Source organism: Oceanimonas doudoroffii (assembly GCF_002242685.1).
Classification (GTDB): Bacteria; Pseudomonadota; Gammaproteobacteria; order Enterobacterales; family Aeromonadaceae; genus Oceanimonas; species Oceanimonas doudoroffii.
Window position 1 is genome coordinate 1,599,845 of the sequence record NZ_NBIM01000001.1, and the last position, 21,285, is coordinate 1,621,129.

The following is a 21,285-nucleotide window of genomic DNA, read 5'->3' on the forward strand; positions in this document are numbered from 1 at the left end:
ATTATCGCCCCGGGTTAGGATCGCTCCCCTTTTTTACCGATCACGCCCGAGGTACTCATGAAAACCTTTATTCCCAGCAAGGACGCCGCGCTGGAAGACTCCATCAGCCGTTTCCAGGACAAGCTGCAGGCCCTGGGCTTCAACATTGAAGAAGCATCCTGGCTGAACCCGGTGCCTCATGTGTGGTCGGTACATATTCGCGACAAAGACTGCCCACTGTGCTTTACCAATGGCAAGGGCGCTACCAAAAAGGCGGCACTGGCCTCGGCCCTGGGCGAGTATTTCGAGCGTCTGGCCACCAACTACTTTTTTGCCGACTTCTACCTGGGCCGCGACATCGCCGAGGGTGACTTCGTGCACTACCCCAATGAAAAGTGGTTCCCCCTGACCGACGACAACAGCCTGCCCGCCGGCCTGCTCGACGACTACACTCGCCGCTTTTACGATCCCGAAAACGCGCTGACCGCCGACATGCTGATCGATCTGCAGTCCGGCAACGAAGAGCGCGGCATCTGTGCCCTGCCCTTTGAGCGCCAGGGTGACAATCAGACCGTTCATATTCCCATGAACATCGTCGGCAACCTCTATGTATCCAACGGCATGAGTGCCGGCAACACCAAAACCGAAGCCCGCACTCAGGGGCTGTCGGAGGTATTTGAGCGTTCCATCAAGAACCGTATCATCAGTGAGCGCATCAGCCTGCCGGCCATTCCCGACGAAGTCATGGCCCGCTATCCGCACATTCAGGAGTCCATTGCCGCGCTGGAAGCGGAAGGCTTTCCCATCTTCGCCTATGATGCTTCACTCGGCGGTCGCTTCCCGGTGATCTGCGTGGTGCTGTTCAACCCGGCCAACAGCACCTGTTTCGCTTCATTCGGTGCCCACCCCCGCTTTGCGGTGGCGCTGGAGCGCACCGTGACCGAGCTGCTGCAGGGCCGCAGCCTGAAGGATCTGGACGTGTTTGTGCCGCCGTCCTTTGACGATGACGAGGTGGCCGACCATCACAACCTGGAAACCCACTTTATCGACTCCTCGGGTCTGATCAGCTGGGATCTGTTTCAGGACCAGGCCGACTACGATTTTGCCGACTGGGACTTCAGCGGCAGCTCGGAAGAAGAGTTCAACCACCTGATGGCCATCTTCAATGAGCTGGAACAGCCGGTGTACATCGCCGACTATGAGCACCTGGGCGTGTATGCCTGCCGCATTCTGGTGCCGGGCATGTCCGACATCTATCCGGTGGAAGATCTAGAGCTGGCCAACAACAACATGGGCGCCGGCCTGCGCGCCACTCTGCTGAGCCTGCCAGGCAGCGACGCCGACGGCGAGCAGCTGATGGGCCTGTATGATCGCCTGGAAGAGGAAGGCCTGGACGACTTTACTCGAGTGCGCGAGCTGATTGGCATTGCCCCGAACAAGGGCACCGCCTGGCACACCCTGCGGGTGGGCGAGCTGAAATGCATGCTGGCCCTGGCCGCCGGCGAGCTGGAAACCGCCCTGGACTACGCCGACTGGACCCTGAGCTTTAACGCCTCGGTGTTTACCGAAGCGCGCGCCCGCTACTACCGCTGCCTGAAGGCCTCGCTGGAGCTGCACCTGTCCGACGACCGCGAGCCGGCGCAGTACCGCGCCGCCTTTGACCGCATGTTTGGTGAGCAAACCGTCGGCGAGGCCTGGGCCCAGATTGACGGCAGCGCCCGCTTCCACGGTCTGACCGCCGCCGACGAAAGCCTGACCGACTTCGCCGCCCACCAGGCGCTGCTGGCCACCTACGAAAAACTGCAAAAGGCCAAGCGCGCCGCCAGCTGGACGTAAAGGCTGCTGGATTTCGATAAAAACAAAAAGCCCCGGGCCATGGCCCGGGGCTTTTGCTATCGAATGATGGAAAGCCGGAGCAACGCCGGTTTCCTGCTCCTAATTACTGCCCCGAATCAGGATTTCTGATCTTTCAGAATGTCCTTCAGGCCGGCGGCGTCGATGGCGCCGGGCACCAGGGTACCGTCGGGAAACACCAACGCCGGAGTGCCATTCAGGCCCAGCGCCCGAAACAGGCTCAGGTTCTGGTTGAGCTTGTCGGCAATGGCCTCGCTGTCGGCCTTGTCCTGCAGCTCCTTGGCATTCAAGCCGGCCTTGCCGGCAATGCTGGCCAGGGCCGCGGTCTGCACCCGCTTCTGGTTCATCAGGGCCTGGTGCAGCTCCTCATACTGTTTCGGGGCTTCCTGGGCCGCCGCCAGCGCCAGGCGTGCCGCCTGCACCGAGTCCGGGCCCAGAATGCCGATGTCCTTCACGATCACCTTAAGCTCGGGCTCATCCTGGATGATCTCCACCAGGGTCTGGTTCAGCCGGCGACAATAGGGGCAGTTGTAGTCGGTAAAATAGACCACCTTGAGCTGGCCATTTGGGTTGCCCATGATGCCGTCGGTCTTGTTATCAAACAGCTGGGCCGACTGCTCGTTGAGCTGCTTGGCAAACTCCGCCTGCTGGGCCAGGCGATCGTTTTCTTCCAGTTTGACGATGGCGTCCCGCAGCATTTCGGGCTCGGCCATCAGGGCTTCACGCACCTTTTGCTGAAATTCTTCCCTGCTCATCTCGGCCTGGGCCAGGGCCGGCAGGCCAAGGGCCAGCAGAGGGGCCAGGATTTTCAGAGTACGATGTTTCATTCGGTTCTCACTTCTGTCATTTGATTCAAGGGAGACTAACAGACCGGCTCATTCAGGATCCATATTCCTACTTGTTATGAAGATAATCCCGGTCATAAAAGGTGCACACCCACTGGGGCCGAAACACCACCAGCAGGGTAATGGCCATGCCATTGAGCAGCGCCTCGGGAAACAACAACAGGGGCAATATGCTGAGGTAGTCGTTCTGCACCATGCTCCAGCCGTATTGCCCCGACCACACCATGTAAGCGGCCATGGCCAGGCTCTTCACCGCCATGGTCAGTGCCGCGTTGAAAAAACCGGCCACGAAGATATACACAAACAGATGCCGGTACAAATAACTGTAGGTCAGCAAAAACACGAAATAGCTAACCGCAAGGGGCAGTATCACGCCCAGCACCAGGTTGACCGCAAGGTCGGGCCAGGCCTCGATGCCAAAGGCGGTGACCAGCAGTAACGGCAGCAGCGCCATCAGCTGACTCATGCGCCAGCCCAGCATCAGCGCCAGGGTGGTGAGCCCGAGAAAATGCACCTCCAGGCCGTCGCGAATGCCCGCCTGCAGCATCCACAGCGGCACCAGCGCCATGGCCGCACCAAAACACAGGTGTTGCCGCCCCTTGTCCGCCAGCAACCCCCGCCAGTCCAGTCGCCATGCCGCCAGCGCCACCACCATGGCGCCCAGTATCCACATCATCTGTTATGCCTTTCATCTCTGCCCAAACTTCAGATTATCACAGAAGCAACCAGTCCCGAATGTCACCCGCGGTTACCGTCACATTCCGAATTTACGGACCGCGTCACCGTAAAATTCTGAAAATTCGGAATCCCTTTTCTTATCACCTTATACAAATCAATAAGTTACATAAAATAACATACATGAAACTTGTGGCATCAAACCTGCAACACTGGTGGCGCAACTACATAACCAAGGGAATTGACTCAATGAAACTGATCAAACATTGCCTGCTCGGCGCCTCCCTGGCGCTGTCGGCGACCACCACCCAGGCTGCCGAGTTTATTAACGTGCTCACCGGCGGTACCAGTGGCGTCTATTACCCGCTTGGGGTGGCCATGTCTCAGCTTTATGGCAAGGAAATTCCCGACGCTCGAGTACAGGTACAGGCTACGCGGGCATCGGTTGAAAACCTGACCCTGCTGCAAAAGGGCCGGGGTGAAATCGGCTTCGCCCTGGCCGACAGTGTGGCCGACGCCTGGAACGGCGTGGAAGAGGCCGGCTTTAACGCTCCCCTCAAAAAACTGCGGGCCGTGGGCGCCACCTATTCCAACTACATTCAGATCGTGGCCCGGGCCGACAGCGGTATCAGCAGCCTGGAAGACCTCAAGGGCAAGCGCGTATCGGTAGGTGCCCCCCGCTCCGGTACCGAACTAAATGCCCGCGCCATCTTTCAGGCCGCCGGACTGGAGTACGACGACTTCGAGCGCACCGAGTACCTGCCCTTTGGCGAGTCGGTGGAGCTGATGAAAAACCGCCAGCTCGACGCCACCCTGCAGTCTGCCGGCCTCGGCATGGCCGCCTTTCGCGATCTGGCGTCACACGCCCCCGTGGTGTTCATTCCCATTCCCGCCGAGCTGGTCGCCGGTATCGGCAACGATGCCTATCGCCCCGGCGTGATCCCGGCAGGCACCTACACCGGCCAGGACAGCGACGTGCCCACCGTGGCCATCAGCAACCTGCTGATCACCCATGACAAGGTCTCTGACGAAACCGCCTACCAGATGGCAAAACAGGTCTATGAAAACCTGCCGGCGCTGCGCAATGCCCATAACGCCGCCAATGGCATCGATCCGGCCCAGGCCACCAACGGCCTGCCGCTGCCGCTGCACGCCGGAGCCGAACGTTACTTCAGGGAAAAGGGCCTGATCCAGTAAGCCACAGGCGCCTTCCCCCGAAGGCGCCATCCCTTCGGCCAATACCGACATAACAACAGCCTGACCGTTCTGCCAACGGCACGGGCGGGGAGATAATAATGAGCAGTTCCGAGACCCGGCATCATGCGCTGATCTTTTACGGCGCCCTGTGTTTTTCCATTTTTCAGGTGGTGACCGCCGCCTTCAGCCCGCTGTCCACCACGGTAGTGCGGGCGGTGCACGTCGGCTTTTTGCTGTTTCTGGTCTACCAGCTTTACGGTGGCCGTGGCAAGCCGCTGTCCCGCCCTTCGGTGTGGGGCATGCTGCTTGGTGCCGTGGCCCTGCTGTTTGCCTTTTATCACTGGTGGTTTGAGGCCGACCTGATCTACCGGGCCGGCGACATGAGTCAGGCCGACTGGGTGATCGGCAGCATCACCCTGATCATGGTGTTCGACGCCGCACGCCGGCTGATGGGCTGGGCCCTGCCGCTTATCTGCCTGAGCTTCTTGGGCTATGCCCTGTTTGGCCAGCACCTGCCCGACGCCCTGATGCACCGGGGCTATGGCCTGGATCAGGTGGTGTCCCAGCTCGCCTTTGGCACCGAAGGCATTTACGGTACTCCCACCTATGTTTCATCCAGCTACATTTTCCTGTTTATTCTGTTTGGCGCCTTTCTCGAGCAGGCCGGCATGCTCAAGCTGTTCAACGATGTGGCCATCGGCTCGGTCGGCCATACCCGTGGCGGTCCGGCCAAGGTATCGGTATTGTCCTCGGGCATGATGGGCACCATCAACGGCTCCGGCGTGGCCAACGTGGTCAGCACCGGCCAGTTCACCATTCCCCTGATGAAAAAGTTCGGCTACAAGTCAGACTTTGCCGGTGCGGTGGAAGCCACCAGTTCAATGGGCGGCCAGATCATGCCGCCGGTGATGGGCGCCGTGGCCTTTATCATGGCCGAGACCATCAACGTGCCCTATGTGGACATCACCAAGGCGGCCCTGATCCCCGCCGTGCTCTACTTCTTTACCGTTTTTCTGATGGTGCACCTGGAAGCCGGCCGCGCCGGCCTCAATGGCCTGCCCAAGTCCGAGTGCCCCAAGCCGCTGGCGGCGCTGAAAGAGCGCTGGTACCTGCTGATGCCCCTGGTGGCCCTGGTGATCATGCTGTTCTCCGGCTTTACCCCCCTGTTTGCGGGCATGATGGGCCTGGCGCTGACCGTGGTGCTGATCATGGGCAATGGCGTAGCCAAAAAACTGAACGCGAAGGGATTGCGTTACGGCTTCTGGGTTCTGCTTGGCCTGGCCTGTGCCAGCTTCAACCACTTCGGCATTACCGCCCTGTTTGTGGTGGTGGCCATCCTGGCCGCACTGCTGTTGCTGAAACGCGAACAGGGTATTCTCGCCACCGTGGTCAACGCCCTGTACCAGGGCGCGCTGCATGCCCTGCCGGTGGGGGTGGCCTGTGCCCTGGTAGGGGTGATCATCGGTGTTATCTCGCTGACCGGCGCCGCCACCATAGTGGCCGGCTTCATCATTCAGCTGGGTGAGCACAGCCTGCTGCTGTCACTGGCACTGACCATGGTGACCTGCCTGGTGCTGGGCATGGGCATTCCCACCATTCCCAACTACATCATTACCAGCTCCATCGCCGCCCCGGCACTGCTGGAACTGGGCGTGCCGCTGATCGTGTCGCACATGTTCGTGTTCTATTTCGGCATCATGGCGGATCTGACCCCGCCGGTGGCCCTGGCCGCCTTTGCCGCATCCCCCATCGCCAAGGCCTCTGGCCTGCGCATTGGCCTGCGCTCGCTGCAGATCGCCATCGCCGGCTTTGTGGTGCCCTATATGGCGGTCTATGCCCCGGAGCTGATGCTGCAGGGTGACGCCGGCATGCTGGCCACCGTGTTCGTGGTGTTCAAGGCGCTGCTGGCCGTGTCCCTGTGGGGCATGGGCGCCATCGGCTACTGGCTGCGGCCCTTTGCCCTGTGGGAGCGACTGATCGCCGTGGCGGCCGCCGCCCTGCTGGTATTCTCGCTGCCGATGACCGATGAACTGGGACTGGCCCTGGCCGCCCTGGTGCTGGGTCGCCACTGGTGGCAAAGCCGTCGCCGGCAACCCGTAGCGGTAGCCGGGTGATCTGCCTGCTTTCCGCCTCCACGACGGTGATGCTGCTGACCGGCAGCATCACCCTGGGCTGGCAACATTCGGTGGAAAAAACGCGCTGGGAGGAAACCTACCAGGCCGAAGGGCGGCAACTGCGCCTGATCGAGGCCAGCGTTCAAGGATCGGGGGCCGGCATGGAGCCGCCCCCCGAGGCCCGCCTAGAGCAGGGGGGCTGGCACTGGCAGCCAAACCTGCTGCTTGACCAGGTCACCCTTGCCGGATCGACCTTTACCGGCGAATATACCCTCTGTGATGCAAACGAGGGCTGTCATCCGCTCAGCCACTGGCTGACACCCGGACAGACAGTGACCCTTGCCGCCTGTGACTCGGAGGCCCACTGAAGCCCTTATTGAAAAAACGCCTGCCCTGGCTGCTCGCCCTGCTGTTGTTTGCCCTGTTGCTGACCCTGGTCTGGCAAGCCAGCTGGCGGCATCAAGTTGAAGAGCAGGAACTGCGCGCCCAGCAGCAGCTGCAGGTCTACCGCACCGCCCTCGAATCGGAAATTACCCGGTTTGAAAATATTCCCCGCGCCTTGCAGTCCCACCCGGTATTGACCCGCGCCCTGCAATATCCCGATAGGGCTGACGCCCTCGAACAGGCCAACCGGCTGCTGCAGCACATGTCGGAAGAAACCGGAGTGGAAGCCCTGTACCTTATTGGCGCCGACGGCGTGACCCTGGCCGCCAGCAACTGGCACCTGCCACACAGCTTTATCGGCCAGAACTACCGCTACCGCCCCTATTTCAGTGATGCCCTGCGCGGCAGCGTGGGCGAGTTTTATGCCCTGGGAGCCACCACCCGCACCCCGGGCTACTTTTTTGGCCTGCACATGGCAGGCCCGGATGGCGCCAAAGGCGTACTGGCGGCCAAGATCACCCTGCTGCCACTGGAGCACAGCTGGCAGCCGGCCCGCGAACTGGTGCTGGTAGTGGACAAGGACGAGGTCATCGCCCTGTCTTCCCGGGCCGAGCTCAAATTCCGCACCCTGGCACCGCTGACCCCCACGGCGCGCCGGCGGCTGGAAAATGCCCGCCAGTACACCCCCATGCCGTTGACGCCCCTGGCCATTACATACGACCGGCACCAGGTGGAATGGCAGGGCGAGCAGTATGGGGTCAGCGAGCTGGCCCTGCCACGCCTGCAGTGGCGCATGCAACTGTGGTGGCCAAGCCGGCAGCTGGCCATGAATGCCACCCTGCTGAGCGCCCTCACCGGCGTCGGCCTTATCGCCTTGTGGCTGCTTTTGCTGTATTGGCGCCAGCGCCGGCGCTATTACCGCATGCAACTCAGGGCCCGCAGCGAGCTGGAGCAGCAGGTGATGTCCCGCACTGCCGCCCTGGCCGCCACCTACCGGGAGCTGGAGCAACAGATACAGGAGCGCATTCAGGCCGAAGCCAGGCTCAGATCCATGCAGCACGAACTGATCCACAGCAACCGCCTGGCCGCCCTCGGGCAAATGGCCGCCGGGGTCGCCCATGAGGTCAACCAGCCCCTGACGGCGCTGCGCAACCAGTCGGTGAACACCCTGCTGCTGAGTCAGCATGGCCGCCATGACGAGCTGGAAACCAGCCTGCAGACCATGGGCAGGCTGATAGATCGCATCGCTCGACTGACCTCCCAGCTCAAGCTGTTTGCGGCCACCCGCCGCAGCACTCGAGGACAGACGCCGCTGAACGAGGCGCTCGACAACATACTAAGCTGGCTGGCGCCCCGCCTGGCCGAGCAGCACATTGAGCTGGACAGATCCGACGGTGATGATGCACTCCTACCCATGGAGCTGCACGCCCTGGAGCAGGTGCTGGCCAACCTGCTGACCAACAGCATCGATGCCCTGAGCGACTGCACCGCGGCCCGCATCAGCATCGCCGCCGGGCCTGGCTGGCTGCAATGGCAGGACAATGGCCCCGGCATTGATTCCGAGCTCATCGACAAGGTTACCGAGCCGTTTTTCTCCACCAAGTGCGCCGGCCAGGGCCTGGGACTGGGACTGTCCATCGTACGAGACCTGGTGGAGGCCAGCGACGGCCGGCTGGATATTCAACACCCGCCCGAGGGCGGCATTCGATTTCGTATTGACTGGAGTAACCATGACCCCGACCCCCATTGACGTCTGGCTGGTGGAAGACGACGATGACGTACGCCAGACCCTGCTGCAAACCCTGCAGCTGTCCGGCATCGGCGCCCGGGGCTTTGCCCGGGCTGAGCAGGCATTGCAGGCGCTGCCGGCAGAAGCCCCCGTGGTCATGCTGTCGGATGTGCGCATGCCAGGCATGGACGGACTGGCCCTGTTGCAGCATTTACAGGCACGCGACGCCGAGCTGCCGGTAGTGCTGCTGACCGGTCACGGCGACATTCCCATGGCGGTGGAAGCCATGCGCCTGGGCGCCCAGGACTTTTTTGAAAAGCCCTACCAGCCCGAGCAACTGCTGCACAGCCTGCGCCGGGCCATGGAGAAACGGGCGCTGGTGCTGGACAACCGCCGGCTGCGGCGGCAGCTGGCCGACGGCAAGGGGCCGGGTCTGCTGCTGGGCCATACCCCGCAAATGGAGCTGCTGCGCCGGCAGATAGACAATATTGCCGACACCAACGCCAGTGTGCTGATCCTGGGTGAGACCGGCACCGGCAAGGAAATGGTGGCCCGCAGCCTGCATCAGGGCAGCGGACGCAAGGGCCACTTTGTCGCGGTCAACTGCACCGCCCTGCCCGAGTCCATCTTTGAAAGCGAAATGTTCGGGGCCGAGCCCGGCGCCTTTACCGGTGTCACCAAGCGACGCATCGGCAAAATCGAACATGCCGACAACGGCACTTTGTTTCTCGATGAAATAGAAGGCATGCCCCTCAATCTGCAGGCCAAGCTGCTGAGGGTATTGCAGGAGTCGGTACTGGAGCGCCTGGGGGGAAATCAACAGGTGGACGTGGACGCCCGCATCGTGGCGGCCACCAAGGTGGATCTGCAGGCGGCCGGCCAGGCCGGCCTGTTTCGCCCGGATCTCTACTTTCGGCTCAATGTGGTGACCCTGCACCTGCCTCCACTCCGGGAGCGGCGGGCCGACATTCCGCTGTTGTTTCTGCACTTTGTGGATCTGGCGCAGCAACAGTACCGGCGGGAAGTGGCGCCTCCGGGCGAGGCCATGCTGCAACGACTGATGAGCCACAATTGGCCGGGCAACGTGCGCGAGCTGCGCCATGCCGCCGAACAGTATGTGCTGGGGGTGCTGCCTACCGCCGACAACGACAGGCCCCTGCCGCTGCCGCGCCAGCTCGCGGCCCTGGAGCAGCAGCTGATCCTGGATGCCATGCACCAGGCCGATGACAATGTGGCGCTGGCCGCCGAGCGGCTCGGCATTCCCCGCAAGACCCTGTATGACAAGCTGGCCCGCTACCGTCAGCAGGCCGGCGAGTCCTGAGCTAGGGCCGTCACCGGAGTGCTGTTGTTACTGGGCGTCCACCATGTTCCAGGTCATTTTTTCGAGGGTAGCGGTCACCGCCAGCAGGCTGCTTTCCTCGTGGCTGATTTGCACCAGCAGGTAATCCAGCTCGGGCGCCACCCAGAAGCGGGTCTTGCGCTTGCTGTCGCCCCGGTCCCGTTCCACGATCAGGGTGTCCAGGGTGCCCAGGCCGGTTCTGAGTGCTTCGCTACCCACCACCTTGAAGGGCGTGTCCTTGATTTTACCGTCGCGAATAACCTGGTAGCTAAAGGCGGTTTCACCGGCCATCAGATCGCAGCGAGCCTCGAAAAAGAAACTGACCGGGTCCAGCACGCCGCCTTGTGCCGACAACAGCTTGTCCCCTTCCTTGTCCTGGTACAGCACCATGTCGGTGCCCTGATCGAACACCAGCCGCTCTTCCCGGGTCGTGCCCAGGTATTTTGCCTGGTAATTGAAGATTTCGGGTCGGGCGGTGCAGTCCTGCCAGGCAAAGCTGGCCTTCTGATCCACGTCCAGCAACCAGTGGCGCAGGGAAAAGTGCACATGATACTGCTCCCGGTTGCGATCTATGGTCAGGGTGTTGACCCCCCGGGTGGTGTCGCCGTTGAGCGTCACCGCGAATTCGGCACGCAACTGTTCAATGTCTCGGGCGGCCGCGCCGGTCGCCATCATCAGGCCCGCCAGCGCCAACAGGCATTTGTGCAGCATTATTTGTCCTCACTGGGTGCGTCGGCCTGAACATCAGGCAGACTTTGTGCCAACCATACACCAAGAAGCGCCAGCAGCGAAAACACCAGTATCACCGCCAACCCCGACAACAGCGCCAGCAGCATGCTCAGCGCTCCCGCCAGCAGCAGGAGTACGCCCATCAGGGTGTTGCTCACCGCCACATAATCGGTGCGCCGGTTTCCGCCAGCCAGATCCACCAGATAGGTCTTGCGCCCGACCCGTACCCCGGCGTGGGCCAGGCTGAGCACAAACACCACCCCCGCAAAATAACCGGCGAACGGCGTGCCGCCCAGCACGCCCAGGTGCAGCCACACCGCCAGCCCCAGCAGTGCGGCAATCGCACCGGCCAGTTGCAGCACGCGGCGCGACGACAGATCCGCCAGCCAGCCCCATACCCAGCTGCTGGCGAACTGGGCCAGTCCCTGGGCGATCACCAGGCTGCCCAGCACACGGGCGGCGCCATCGTGATCCTGGGCCAGCAACACATAATAGGGGGTCACCAGGGCGGTGGACAGCAACAGGGTGCGAACCAGCAAAAAGCGCCGAAAGTCGGCGTCGTCACGCACCAGCTGCAGGCTGTGCAGGGCGTGGCGCCAGCCGTTCACCCCGCCTTCGGTGGCGCCGGGCTGCTCCTCAATTCGGCGGTAACAGAGCATGCCCAGCACCCACACCGCGGCCGCCGCCAGCAGGATCAGCACATAGCCCCACAGCGGCAGCTCGCCCAACCAGCCCAGCATCAGCCCGAACAGCAGGCCCAGGCCCCCCGCCAGACTGGCGCCGGTGCCGGTGACCCTGCCCCGACCGTTTTTGGGAATGGTCTTGCCGAGCACGTCTTTGGCGGCGATGGAGCACAGCCCGCGGGACAGGCTCATCAGCGCCAGCCCGCCCAGCAGCAGCACGCCGGCCAGCCAGCCGGAAAACAACAGGGCCGTCAGTGCCATCAGCACCAGACAGCCGGCCTGCAGCCCGGCGCCCCACAACCAGGCGCCCTTGCGCACCGGCATGTGACGCACCCAGGCTCCCAGCAGCAGTTGGGGCAACATGGAGCCGCTTTCCCGTATCGGCACCAGCCAGCCGATCAGCCACACCGGCGCGCCCACCGCCTGAAATAGCCAGGGCAGCACGGTTTTGGCATTGACCAGCAGTTCGGCCAGGGCCGAGGCCAACTGCCCCAGGATCAGCCAGCGCCGGTTGGCCGGCACCTGATGGCAGGCGTCATCGGGAATGTCCTTGCAGACGCGGGCATCTTCATCGCCGTTGTGCGGGGCCAGCAGCCGAATAATTCGTTGCTTTGCATCGTTGCCAAACATGTTTTCGCCTCTTCAATGGATCACGAAAATGGCGCCGGGCAGTTCTCAGCCGCCCGTCAAACCCCTATCATAACGCTGAAACATGGAACCGGCTTCCATTGAAGACTACTCAGACACAAGGATCCAGACACATGGACACGGGCTACCGCATCGTTATTGCCGATGATCACCCCCTGTTTCGCAGCGCGCTGCACCAGGCCGTCCGGCTGGCAGTCAGCGATGCCCAGCTGCAGGAAGTAGACAGTATCGACAGCCTGCTGCAGTTGCTGGAAGACTCCGACGAGGTAGATTTGTTGTTGCTGGATCTGAAAATGCCCGGCGCCAGCGGTTTTTCCGGGCTGACCCGGCTGCGCGCCCTGTACCCGGCCCTGCCGGTGGTAGTGGTGTCCGCCAGCGAAGACGCGGTGGTGGTGCAGCAGGCCATGCGCCTGGGCGCGGTGGGCTTTATTCCCAAGTCGGCGCCCATGCCCACCCTGGTGAGTGCGCTGAATACCGTGCTCGAAGGCGACGGCTGGTTTCCCGAGGGCATCAGCCTGGAGGACGCCCCCGAGGACGACATGGCCGAGCGCCTGGCCAGCCTCACTCCCCAGCAGTTCAAGGTGCTCACCATGCTGTCGGAAGGCAAGCTCAACAAGCAAATCGCCTACGAGCTGGAGGTGTCGGAAGCCACCATCAAGGCCCATGTCACCGCCATTTTCCGCAAGCTGGACGTCAAAAACCGAACCCAGGCGGTCATCGCCCTGTCCCAGCTGACCGGCGGCGACTTCTGACATTAGGGACTAGTCCCTCTGTTCACGCTTGCGTAATGGAATATTCGCCAGGGGTGAGCCGTAGGTTGGCAATGAGCGCAGCGAATTCCAACAATCCGCCAGCGGCTTCGCGTTGTGGTTCGCTTCGCTCATCACAACCACTCATTCCTCTTATTCCCCTTTCACCAGATGCTGCAACAGTGCCCGCAGTTTCAGCGGCTTGACCGGCTTGCTCAGGTAACCGAGATCCAGCGGCTGCAATTGCTGCTGCAGCTCGGGCTGGCGGTCGGCGCTGATCACCACCGCCGGAATGCGTCCGAATTCCAGCCGTAACATGTTGATCACCGACACCCCGTTTTCCCCGTCGTCAAGGTGATAGTCCGACAGGATCACCGCCGGCACAAAGCCGTTGTGACACAACGCCCTGGCCTGATCTCCGCTGCCGGCCAGCCTCACCTCGCAGCCCCAGCGCGTCAGCAGGCTTTCCATGGCGGTGAGAATGTTCGCCTCGTTGTCCACACAAAGCACCCGCAGCCCGGCCAGCCGGTCACCGCTTCTGGCCGGTATCGGGGCCGGCGCCAGATCATCGACGGCCTGGCTCGAGCGGGCCAGGGTCACGCCAAACACCGACCCCCGGCCTTCCTCGGAGCGCACACTCAACCGGTGCCCCAGCACCCCCGCCAGCCCCTGGGCAATGGCAAGGCCCAGGCCCAGTCCCTGCTGATGGCGCTGACCCGGCTCCAGCCGGGTGAACTCGTCAAAAATCACATCCAGCTTGTCGGCGGGAATGCCGGGGCCGTTGTCCCATACCTCGATGCGTACCTGCTCTCCGTCCCGGCGCAGGCCCAGCACGATATGGCCGCCGGGGCTGTAGCGCAGGGCATTGGTGAGAAAGTTCTGCAGAATGCGCCGCAACAGTCGGGGATCACTGTGCACCACGATGTCGCTGGCCACCACACTCAGGCGCGCGCCCTGCTGCTCGGCCAGCACACCGAACTCTGCCCTGAGGGTGCCGAACAGCTCAGCGATGGCGAAATTCCGGGGTTTGGCGGTGAGCTTGCCCGACTCCAGCCGGGACATGTCGAGCAAATCGGCGATCAGTTCCTCCGCCGCCGTCAGCGAGCGGTCGATGTGCCCGGCCAGACGACGGCTTTCATCATCGCCGGAAGTTTCCAGCCAGGACGAGGCAAACAGTTTGGCGGCGTTGAGGGGCTGCATCAGATCGTGGCTGACCGCCGCCAAAAAGCGGCTCTTGGACGCATTGGCGAGCTCCGCCTGGCGGTTAGCCGCCAGCAGTTGCTCGTTCACCGCCGACAGCTCCCGGGTACGCTCCGCCACCCGCTGCTCCAGCATGACGTTGGCGTCCTTCAGTACCTGCTCGGCCTGACGAAAGGTGGTGATGTCGCTGAAGGTCATCACAAAGCCGCCGCCGGGCATGGGGTTGCCCTGCATTTCGATCACTCGGCCGTCGGGCCGAATGCGGGACGACACATGACGGCTGCCCGCCTTCATGTATTCCACCCGTCGGCTAACGTGTTGCTCCACCTCACCGGGGCCGCACAGCCCCTTTTCGGCGTTATGGCGAATGATGTCGGCAATGGGCCGCCCCACCCGCACCAGTCCGGCCGGATACTGAAACAGCTCCAGATATCGGCGGTTCCAGGCCACCAACCGCAGCTCCTTGTCCACCACCGAAATGCCCTGGCCGATGTGCTCGATGGCCCCCTGCAACAGGCCTCGGTTAAAACGGAACACATCTCCGGCCTCATCCACTATGGTGGCCAGCTCTTCCAGCTCCATGGAGCGCCCCTGCAGGGCCGAGGCCAGCACCAGCCGGGCCGAGGAGGTGCCGAACACCCCCGCCAGCACGCGCTCGGTGTGGCGAATGAGGCTGGCCGGTGCCTGCATGCTGCCTTCCAGGGTGCCCTGCTCACCGGCGTAACGGGCAAAGGCGCGCCGCACCCTGGGCTCGCCCACGAAGCGTGCCGCCAGCTGCTCCAGATCCCGCACCGTGACCTTGGCCCGGTACACGTCGCCGTCGTCCTTGTGCTGCCGGCCCACAAAGGCGGCGGCCTGAAAACGTTCGCTCACCGAGGGCACCGACAGCCAGGAGCCCAGCAGGTAACCGGCCAGGTTGCACAACAGGCTGAGCAATATGCCCCAGGTCACCGGGCTCATCTCGGCCAGCCAGCCCAACGCCGGCGGGGTCAGCAGCCAGAGCACCACGTTGGTGCTGGCATCGCCGGCAAAGAGTCCGGTTTCCGCCATCAGGTTGAGCAGCCACATCAGCATGCCCAGGCTCAGGCCCCAGTAGGCGCCGCGCCGGTTGCCGCCACGCCACAGCAGCCCCAGCACCAGGGCCGGGGCAAACTGGGCAATGGCGGCAAAGCTGAGGTAGCCGATGCGCGCCAGGCTGCTGATGTCGCCCAGCCACAGAAACACCAGCCAGGCGGTGGCCATGATCACCATGATGGCGGTGCGGCGCACGTTGAGCAGCAACTGGGCCACGTCTTCAAAGCCGGCCCCCTGCAGCTGGCGGCGGCGCAATATCATCGGCAGCACCAAATCGTTACTGATCATGATGGCCAGGGCGATGGTGGAAATGATCATCATGCCGGTGGCCGCCGAGGCGCCGCCGATAAAGGCCAGCATGGCGAGGTTGGGATGCCCCAGATTCAGCGGAAGGCTGATCACATAGGTATCGGGCGAGGTGCCCGCCGACAGCCACTGCTGGCCCGCCAGCGCCAGGGGCAGCACCAGCAACCCGAACAGCAGCAGGTACACCGGAAAGATACGCCGGGCCCAGCGCAGATCCGCCGGCCCGTGGTGCTCCACCACCGCCACGTGAAACTGGCGCGGCAGGCAGATAACGGCACTCATCGACAGCAGGGTATACACGCCGATGTCGAGCAGGTGACCGCCGCTGACCACGCTCAGCGAGGCGATAAAGTCCTCGGTGATCATCACCCGCTGCTGGTTGGGAAAGGCCAGTACCAGCCAGAGCGCAAAGCCCCCCACCACGATAAAGGCAATCAGCTTGACCACCGACTCGGCGGCAATGGCCACAATCACGCCGCGCTGATGCTCGGTGGCATCGATATGACGGGTGCCGAACAGCAGAATAAACAGGGTAAACAGCAGGGTTACCATCAGCGCCACTTCGCCCGCATCCCGGCCGGCGCCGGCCACCACCTCCGGTGCCATAAGGTTCAGCCCCATCACGATGGCCTTGAGCTGCAGCGCGATATAGGGCAGTACGCCCACGATGGCAATCAGGGTGATAAACACCGCCAGCCGCTGGGATTTGCCGTAACGGGCGGCGATAAAATCGGCGATGGAGGTAATGTGTTCACGCTTGGCCACCTCGATCAGCCGGGCCACAAAGCGCCCGCCCAGGGTGAACATCAGAATGGGGCCGAGGTAGATGGTAAAAAAGGTCCAGCCGTCGGTGCTGGCCTGACCCACGGTGCCGAAAAAGCTCCAGGAGGTGCAATACACCGCCAGTGACAGGCTATAGAGCAGGGGGCGCAGCCGGCGCACATGGCCGCCCATGCGCGGTCGGTCGCCCAGCCAGGCCAGCAGAAACAGCATGCCCAGATAGGCCAGGGAAATATTGATGACGGTCCAGCCCTGCATCATGATTGCGCTTGCTCCTTGTTCAGGGGACCGGTCAGCAGCCAGGCCACCGGCAGCACCGCCGCCGCCATCAGCCAGTAGGTATGCCCGCCCAGGCTCGGGTAAAGCAGTCCCGACAGCATCAGCAGCAGCCCCGGAGCCAGGCCGCTGGACACCGCCGCATACAATGCCTGGGCACCAAACGCCGCTTCGCCCGCCAGCTCCCCGCTGATAAAGCGCACCGCCCCCAGGTGGGTGAAGCCAAAACTACCCGCATGCAGCACCTGAGCCAACACCAGCCAGAAGGGATCCGTGGTGGCGCCCAGCAGCAGCCAACGGCACAGGGCGCAGATCATGCCCGCCATCAGCAGGCCGCTGGCCGACCAGTGTCCCAGCCAGCGTTTATAAAACATAAACACCAGAATCTCCGCCAGTACCCCCAGCCCCCACAGATAGCCGATGATGCTGGAGTTGTAGCCCTGCTGCTGCCAGTGCAGGGCGCTGAAGCCGTAATAAAAGGCGTGGCTGCCCTGCAGCAGTGAGGTCACCAGCAAAAACCGGCCCACACCGGGGCGCTTCAGCACCTGCAACAGCGAAGCGGCCCGGCGGCCGGTAGCGGGCTCTTGCGGCGCCGGCGAGATCGGCGCAAAGGACAACAACGACAGCAGCGCCAGCGACAGCACCATGCCGTGCAATATCCACTGGCTGCCAAAATGGTCATTGAGCATACCCACTACCAGGTTGGCGCCGATAAAGGCCACCGAGCCCCACAGCCGGGCCCGGCCGTAATCCAGCTGCACCTGCACAATATACCGGCAGGCCATGGCCTCTCCCGCCGGGATCAGCGAGGAATAAATCAGGTTGGCCAGCAGGGTCAGCACCAGCAGGGCAACGCTCGACTGCCAGCCGTAAAAGGCGGTGAACACCAGCAGGCTGGCCAGGGCCAGGCCGCGAATGGCGGGCACTAGATGAGTGGCGGTACGAATGCAGCTCATCACCCCCAGGTTGCCCAGGCAACGCACCGCCATGCCCAGGCCCAGCAACAGGCCAATAAAACCGGCACTGGCCCCGGCGCCTTGCAGCCACAGGGCCCAGTAGGGAAGAAAAGTGCCAAAACTGAAAAAGTACAGGCCAAAAAACAGAGAAAGCCAGTTGGCAGGCGTCATTCCGGTTACGGTTTGAGGATGATGAAAGCTATGATAACCCCTTGATGACAAATTGCCGTAACCCATTGCCTCAAAAGGTGACTCAATGCGCGCACTGACCATCCTGCTACTTATACTGCTGGCCGGCTGCCAGGTCCAGGCCGAGCCGCCCGCCACCCTGTATGACTTCACCCTGTACGACGCCGACGACGAGCGCCAGCCGTTGGAGCGGGCCGCCCGACGGCTGGCCAGTGCCGATGTGATCATGGTGGGGGAGCTGCACGGCCATGCCGGCGTGCATCATTTTCAGGCCGAGTTGCTGGCTGCCCTGCTGGCTCAGCCTCGTCCGCTTGCCCTGGCCATGGAGCAGTTCAGCCGCAACAAGCAGGCCGAGGTCAACGCCTATCTGGCAGGAGAGCGGGGCGAAGACGCCTTTATCAAGCGGGCCGACGCCTGGCCCCATTACCGCAGCGATTATCGTCCTCTGATAGAGCTGGCCAAAGCCGCCGGCATTGAGGTGATTGCCGCCAACGCTCCCCGCCACATCGTACGCTGCGTGGGCAGCCGGGGGCCGGATTATCTGGCCCGTTTGCCCGCCGGCGAACGCCGCTGGGTGGCCGACCGGCTCACGTTGAATGACGATGCCTACAAGGCCCGCTTTATGGCCAGCCGCTTTCACGGCCCCCCTCCCACGGAAAACCAGTTTGCCGCCCAGACCAGCTGGGATGACACCATGGCCGAAAGCATTACCAACTACCTTGAGCGACAGCCCGGCCACACAGTCATGCTCACCGTGGGTCGCTTTCACATCGCCGATGCCCTGGGCACCGCCCAGCGTTTGGCCCTGCGCAACCCCGGGCTCAAAATCGTGCTGATCTACCCGGTGCTGCCCGGTGAAAGCCCGCCACCGGCGCCCCTCTGGCGGCTTGAGGTGCAGGCGCTGCCCGATGCCCGCCTGCCCGACGAGCCCCTGCCCGCCGTGGTGATCAGCGAACCGGACTGCTGACCCCTTTCGCTATACCTTGCTTTCAGGCACAGTAAGCCCTTCTCACCAACCGCGACGAAAATCACATGAACGCATATCTGCTGCTGGCCCTGGCCATTGTCGCCGAAGTGGTGGCCACCACGGCGCTCAAGGCATCTGCCGGTTTTACTCGGCTTGGTCCGTCACTGACGGTGGTGGCCGGCTATGGCCTCGCCTTCTGGCTGCTGGGCCTGGTGGTAAAAACCATGCCGGTGGGCGTGGCCTATGCCATCTGGTCCGGTGCCGGCATCGTGCTGGTGACCCTGCTGGCGGTGCTGTTTTACCGCCAGATTCCGGACTTTCCGGCCATGCTCGGCATGGGCCTGATCATTGCCGGAGTGGCGGTGATCCAACTCTGGTCCAACAGTGGCGGGCACTGAGATGATCATTTGCGGACATCGCGGCGTCGCCGCCCTGGCACCGGAAAATACGCTGGCCGGCCTGCGCGCCGCACATGCACTCGGGCTTGAATGGGTGGAAATCGACGTGCAGCTCAGCCGCGATGATGAGGTGGTGGTGATCCACGATGACACCGTCAACCGCTGCAGCAATGGCCGGGGCAAAGTGCGCCAGCTGGAATGGCCCGAGCTCGTCCGGCTGGATGCCGGCGGCTGGTTTGGTGCCGAATTTGCCGGCGAGCCCCTTCCCCGGCTGGCGGATTACCTCGAACAGGCCCAAGCCTTTGGTATTCGGGTCAACATCGAACTGAAAATTCATCCCGGTGACGATGCCGCCCGGCTGTGCCGGCGAGTCAGCGAGGTGGTCACCCGGCTTTCCTCGCCCCAGGATGCCCTGCTGTTTTCCAGCTTTGACCCCGCCTGCCTGGCTCACCTGCGGCAACTGGCCCCGAGCATTGCCCGCGGCCTGCTGGTGGAGCACCTGCCCGCCGACTGGCACGCACAGTTGCTCAGACTCGACTGCATCGCCCTGCACTGCAATCATCACAACCTGACGCCGGCTCAGGCCAACGCGGTCAAGGCCGCCGGATTTTTACTGCACTGCTACACCGTCAACGATCCCGCCCGCATGCACACGCTCGAGGCCTGGGGAGTGGACATGATCTTTACCGACGACCCAAAGGAGTATCGGCCCACGGCCTAGCGCCTTTTTATGGCTTTTGGCGCTTTTCTGTTATCATGCCGCCACTTTGCCCACCGGCAATCCCTCAATCGTCCGCCAGGACCTTGTTAGTTCGGAGTCTCATGTCATTTGCTTCCCTCGGCCTGAACGAAAACCTCGTTCAAGCCATTAACGAATGTGGCTACACGCAGCCGACCCCCATTCAGCAACAGGCCATTCCGCTGGTTCTGAAGGGCGGCGATCTGCTCGCCGGCGCCCAGACCGGCACCGGCAAGACCGCCGGCTTTGGCCTGCCCATGCTGCAGCGCCTGAGCGAAACCCAGGCCCGTCCCCTGGCCAACGGCCGGGCGCCGGTGCGCGCCCTGGTGCTCACTCCCACCCGTGAGCTGGCCGCCCAGGTAGAAGAAAACCTGCGCGCCTATGCCAAGCACACCAAGCTACGCACCCTGGTGATGTTTGGCGGGGTCAGCATCAACCCGCAAATGAAGGCCTTGGGCCGCAAGGTTGACGTGGTGGTGGCCACCCCGGGACGGCTGCTGGATCATGTGTCCCAACGCTCCATCGATCTGTCGCGCATTGAAATGCTGGTGCTGGACGAAGCCGACCGCATGCTCGACATGGGCTTTATTCGCGACATTCGCCGAGTGCTGGCACTGCTGCCGAAACAACGGCAGAACCTGCTGTTTTCCGCCACCTTCTCCGACGAGATCAAGGCGCTGGCGGAAGATCTGCTGCACAAGCCCGAGCACATTGAAGTGGCCCGCCGTAACGCCACCGCCGAGACCATTTCCCAGCGCTTTTTCGAGGTGGACAAGGGCCGCAAGCGCGCCCTGCTCAGCTACCATATCGGCCATCACAACTGGCGCCAGGTACTGGTGTTTACCCGCACCAAGCACGGTGCCAACCGCCTGGCCGAACAACTGGGCAAGGACGGCCTGCCGGCCATGGCCATTCACGGCAACAAGAGTCAGGGTGCCCGCACCAAGGCCCTGAGCGAGTTCAAGAACGGCGGCATTCGCGTACTGGTGGCCACCGATATCGCCGCCCGCGGCATCGACATCAGCGAGCTGCCCCACGTGGTCAACTATGAGCTGCCCCATGTGGCGGAAGACTATGTGCACCGCATTGGCCGTACCGGCCGAGCCGGCAGCAACGGCGAAGCACTGTCACTGGTGAGCGCCGACGAAAAGCCGCTGCTGAAGGCCATTGAAAAGCTGATCAAGCAGAGCGCCGATCTCGAACAGGTAGCCGGCTTTGAGCCCGATCCCAATGCCCCCAAGGAAGCCCCCGAGCCGGCTCGGGGCAACCGTGGCCGCAATGGTGGCGGCCAGCGCAATGGTGGTAACGGTGGCCAACGCAATGGCCAACGTGCCGGTGGCAACCGCAGCGGCGGCAACGCTCAGCGCTCCGGCAACCGCAGCGGCAATGGCGACGGTCAACGCACCGGCGCCCCCCGTCGCCGCTCACGCCCTCAGGCCGAGCACAGCAGCTGACAGCAAAACCCCGGGCCAGGA

The 21,285-nt window shown here is 63.0% G+C and carries 17 protein-coding genes; 11 read left to right on the forward strand and 6 right to left on the reverse strand.

Annotated elements, in window-relative coordinates:
* Positions 1–57 precede the first annotated feature (57 nt).
* Positions 58–1,815, forward strand: a complete 1,758-nt coding sequence (gene ycaO / locus B6S08_RS07445; RefSeq protein WP_094200087.1) for a 30S ribosomal protein S12 methylthiotransferase accessory factor YcaO — start codon at positions 58–60, stop codon at positions 1,813–1,815.
* Between the two features lie 116 nt (positions 1,816–1,931).
* Here the strand turns inward: ycaO and B6S08_RS07450 are convergent, their stop codons facing one another.
* Together B6S08_RS07450 and B6S08_RS07455 are read right to left on the reverse strand one after the other, a co-directional pair.
* A complete protein-coding gene (locus B6S08_RS07450; RefSeq protein WP_094200088.1) occupies positions 1,932–2,660 on the reverse strand; it encodes a DsbA family protein in 729 nt (242 codons plus the stop codon).
* A gap of 67 nt (positions 2,661–2,727) precedes the next feature.
* On the reverse strand, positions 2,728–3,354 hold the full coding sequence (locus tag B6S08_RS07455) for an energy-coupling factor ABC transporter permease (protein WP_094200089.1): 627 nt from the start codon (positions 3,352–3,354) through the stop codon (positions 2,728–2,730).
* A 248-nt stretch (positions 3,355–3,602) separates the two neighbouring features.
* Between B6S08_RS07455 and B6S08_RS07460 the strand changes: the two genes are divergently transcribed.
* The 5 genes from B6S08_RS07460 to B6S08_RS07480 all read left to right on the forward strand — a co-directional run bounded on the left by B6S08_RS07460 (position 3,603) and on the right by B6S08_RS07480 (position 10,098).
* Positions 3,603–4,550, forward strand: a complete 948-nt coding sequence (locus tag B6S08_RS07460; RefSeq protein ID WP_094200090.1) for a TAXI family TRAP transporter solute-binding subunit — start codon at positions 3,603–3,605, stop codon at positions 4,548–4,550.
* A 98-nt stretch (positions 4,551–4,648) separates the two neighbouring features.
* Positions 4,649–6,664, forward strand: a complete 2,016-nt coding sequence (locus B6S08_RS07465; protein ID WP_094200091.1) for a TRAP transporter permease — start codon at positions 4,649–4,651, stop codon at positions 6,662–6,664.
* Positions 6,661–7,032 carry a DUF1850 domain-containing protein gene (locus B6S08_RS07470; RefSeq protein WP_094200092.1) on the forward strand — a complete coding sequence of 124 codons (372 nt, stop codon included), beginning with the start codon at positions 6,661–6,663 and terminating at the stop codon, positions 7,030–7,032. Before B6S08_RS07465 ends, B6S08_RS07470 begins: the two co-directional genes overlap by 4 nt.
* An 8-nt stretch (positions 7,033–7,040) precedes the next feature.
* Positions 7,041–8,798 (forward strand): sensor histidine kinase, encoded by a 1,758-nt coding sequence (locus B6S08_RS07475; RefSeq protein WP_094200093.1) that lies wholly within the window; start codon positions 7,041–7,043, stop codon positions 8,796–8,798.
* Complete coding sequence (locus B6S08_RS07480; protein ID WP_094200094.1) at positions 8,779–10,098, forward strand: sigma-54-dependent transcriptional regulator; 1,320 nt, start codon at positions 8,779–8,781, stop codon at positions 10,096–10,098. Before B6S08_RS07475 ends, B6S08_RS07480 begins: the two co-directional genes overlap by 20 nt.
* A gap of 27 nt (positions 10,099–10,125) precedes the next feature.
* Here B6S08_RS07480 and B6S08_RS07485 read toward each other — a convergent pair whose 3' ends face one another.
* Positions 10,126–10,827 (reverse strand): DUF3108 domain-containing protein, encoded by a 702-nt coding sequence (locus tag B6S08_RS07485; protein ID WP_094200095.1) that lies wholly within the window; start codon positions 10,825–10,827, stop codon positions 10,126–10,128.
* Positions 10,827–12,158 (reverse strand): MFS transporter, encoded by a 1,332-nt coding sequence (locus tag B6S08_RS07490; RefSeq protein WP_094200096.1) that lies wholly within the window; start codon positions 12,156–12,158, stop codon positions 10,827–10,829. The genes B6S08_RS07485 and B6S08_RS07490 overlap by 1 nt, the downstream gene beginning before the upstream one ends.
* Positions 12,159–12,289: 131 nt before the next feature.
* Here B6S08_RS07490 and B6S08_RS07495 point away from each other — a divergent pair, with 131 nt between their 5' ends.
* Complete coding sequence (locus B6S08_RS07495) at positions 12,290–12,928, forward strand: response regulator transcription factor (RefSeq protein WP_094200097.1); 639 nt, start codon at positions 12,290–12,292, stop codon at positions 12,926–12,928.
* 150 nt (positions 12,929–13,078) lie between these two features.
* On the opposite strand, the gene B6S08_RS07500 is transcribed toward B6S08_RS07495, so the two are convergent.
* Positions 13,079–16,546: a hybrid sensor histidine kinase/response regulator gene (locus B6S08_RS07500; RefSeq protein ID WP_094200098.1), complete on the reverse strand. Its 3,468-nt coding sequence runs from the start codon at positions 16,544–16,546 to the stop codon at positions 13,079–13,081.
* Positions 16,543–17,688, reverse strand: a complete 1,146-nt coding sequence (locus B6S08_RS07505) for a 3-phenylpropionate MFS transporter (RefSeq protein ID WP_094200099.1) — start codon at positions 17,686–17,688, stop codon at positions 16,543–16,545. The genes B6S08_RS07500 and B6S08_RS07505 overlap by 4 nt, the downstream gene beginning before the upstream one ends.
* Before the next feature lie 85 nt (positions 17,689–17,773).
* Between B6S08_RS07505 and B6S08_RS07510 the strand changes: the two genes are divergently transcribed.
* The 4 genes from B6S08_RS07510 (at position 17,774) to B6S08_RS07525 (ending at position 21,264) form a co-directional block, all read left to right on the forward strand.
* Positions 17,774–18,673, forward strand: a complete 900-nt coding sequence (locus tag B6S08_RS07510) for a ChaN family lipoprotein (RefSeq protein ID WP_094200100.1) — start codon at positions 17,774–17,776, stop codon at positions 18,671–18,673.
* Between the two features lie 65 nt (positions 18,674–18,738).
* Positions 18,739–19,071, forward strand: coding sequence for a DMT family transporter (locus tag B6S08_RS07515; protein WP_094200101.1), 333 nt, complete (start codon positions 18,739–18,741; stop codon positions 19,069–19,071).
* Between the two features lies 1 nt (position 19,072).
* Positions 19,073–19,792, forward strand: coding sequence for a glycerophosphoryl diester phosphodiesterase (locus tag B6S08_RS07520; protein WP_094200102.1), 720 nt, complete (start codon positions 19,073–19,075; stop codon positions 19,790–19,792).
* A 101-nt stretch (positions 19,793–19,893) separates the two neighbouring features.
* The gene (locus B6S08_RS07525; protein ID WP_094200103.1) at positions 19,894–21,264 is read left to right on the forward strand and encodes a DEAD/DEAH box helicase; all 1,371 of its coding nucleotides are present in this window, start codon (positions 19,894–19,896) and stop codon (positions 21,262–21,264) included.
* The last annotated feature ends 21 nt before the right edge of the window (positions 21,265–21,285 follow it).

What these genes read in the sequence shown, in the direction of transcription:
- ycaO (WP_094200087.1), top strand. Translation starts at nt 58, where the DNA reads ATGAAAACCTTTATTCCCAGCAAGGACGCCGCGCTGGAAGACTCCATC.
- B6S08_RS07450 (WP_094200088.1), bottom strand. Translation starts at nt 2,660, where the DNA reads ATGAAACATCGTACTCTGAAAATCCTGGCCCCTCTGCTGGCCCTTGGC.
- B6S08_RS07455 (WP_094200089.1), bottom strand. Translation starts at nt 3,354, where the DNA reads ATGATGTGGATACTGGGCGCCATGGTGGTGGCGCTGGCGGCATGGCGA.
- B6S08_RS07460 (WP_094200090.1), top strand. Translation starts at nt 3,603, where the DNA reads ATGAAACTGATCAAACATTGCCTGCTCGGCGCCTCCCTGGCGCTGTCG.
- B6S08_RS07465 (WP_094200091.1), top strand. Translation starts at nt 4,649, where the DNA reads ATGAGCAGTTCCGAGACCCGGCATCATGCGCTGATCTTTTACGGCGCC.
- B6S08_RS07480 (WP_094200094.1), top strand. Translation starts at nt 8,779, where the DNA reads ATGACCCCGACCCCCATTGACGTCTGGCTGGTGGAAGACGACGATGAC.
- B6S08_RS07485 (WP_094200095.1), bottom strand. Translation starts at nt 10,827, where the DNA reads ATGCTGCACAAATGCCTGTTGGCGCTGGCGGGCCTGATGATGGCGACC.
- B6S08_RS07490 (WP_094200096.1), bottom strand. Translation starts at nt 12,158, where the DNA reads ATGTTTGGCAACGATGCAAAGCAACGAATTATTCGGCTGCTGGCCCCG.
- B6S08_RS07495 (WP_094200097.1), top strand. Translation starts at nt 12,290, where the DNA reads ATGGACACGGGCTACCGCATCGTTATTGCCGATGATCACCCCCTGTTT.
- B6S08_RS07500 (WP_094200098.1), bottom strand. Translation starts at nt 16,546, where the DNA reads ATGATGCAGGGCTGGACCGTCATCAATATTTCCCTGGCCTATCTGGGC.
- B6S08_RS07505 (WP_094200099.1), bottom strand. Translation starts at nt 17,688, where the DNA reads ATGACGCCTGCCAACTGGCTTTCTCTGTTTTTTGGCCTGTACTTTTTC.
- B6S08_RS07510 (WP_094200100.1), top strand. Translation starts at nt 17,774, where the DNA reads ATGCGCGCACTGACCATCCTGCTACTTATACTGCTGGCCGGCTGCCAG.
- B6S08_RS07515 (WP_094200101.1), top strand. Translation starts at nt 18,739, where the DNA reads ATGAACGCATATCTGCTGCTGGCCCTGGCCATTGTCGCCGAAGTGGTG.
- B6S08_RS07520 (WP_094200102.1), top strand. Translation starts at nt 19,073, where the DNA reads ATGATCATTTGCGGACATCGCGGCGTCGCCGCCCTGGCACCGGAAAAT.
- B6S08_RS07525 (WP_094200103.1), top strand. Translation starts at nt 19,894, where the DNA reads ATGTCATTTGCTTCCCTCGGCCTGAACGAAAACCTCGTTCAAGCCATT.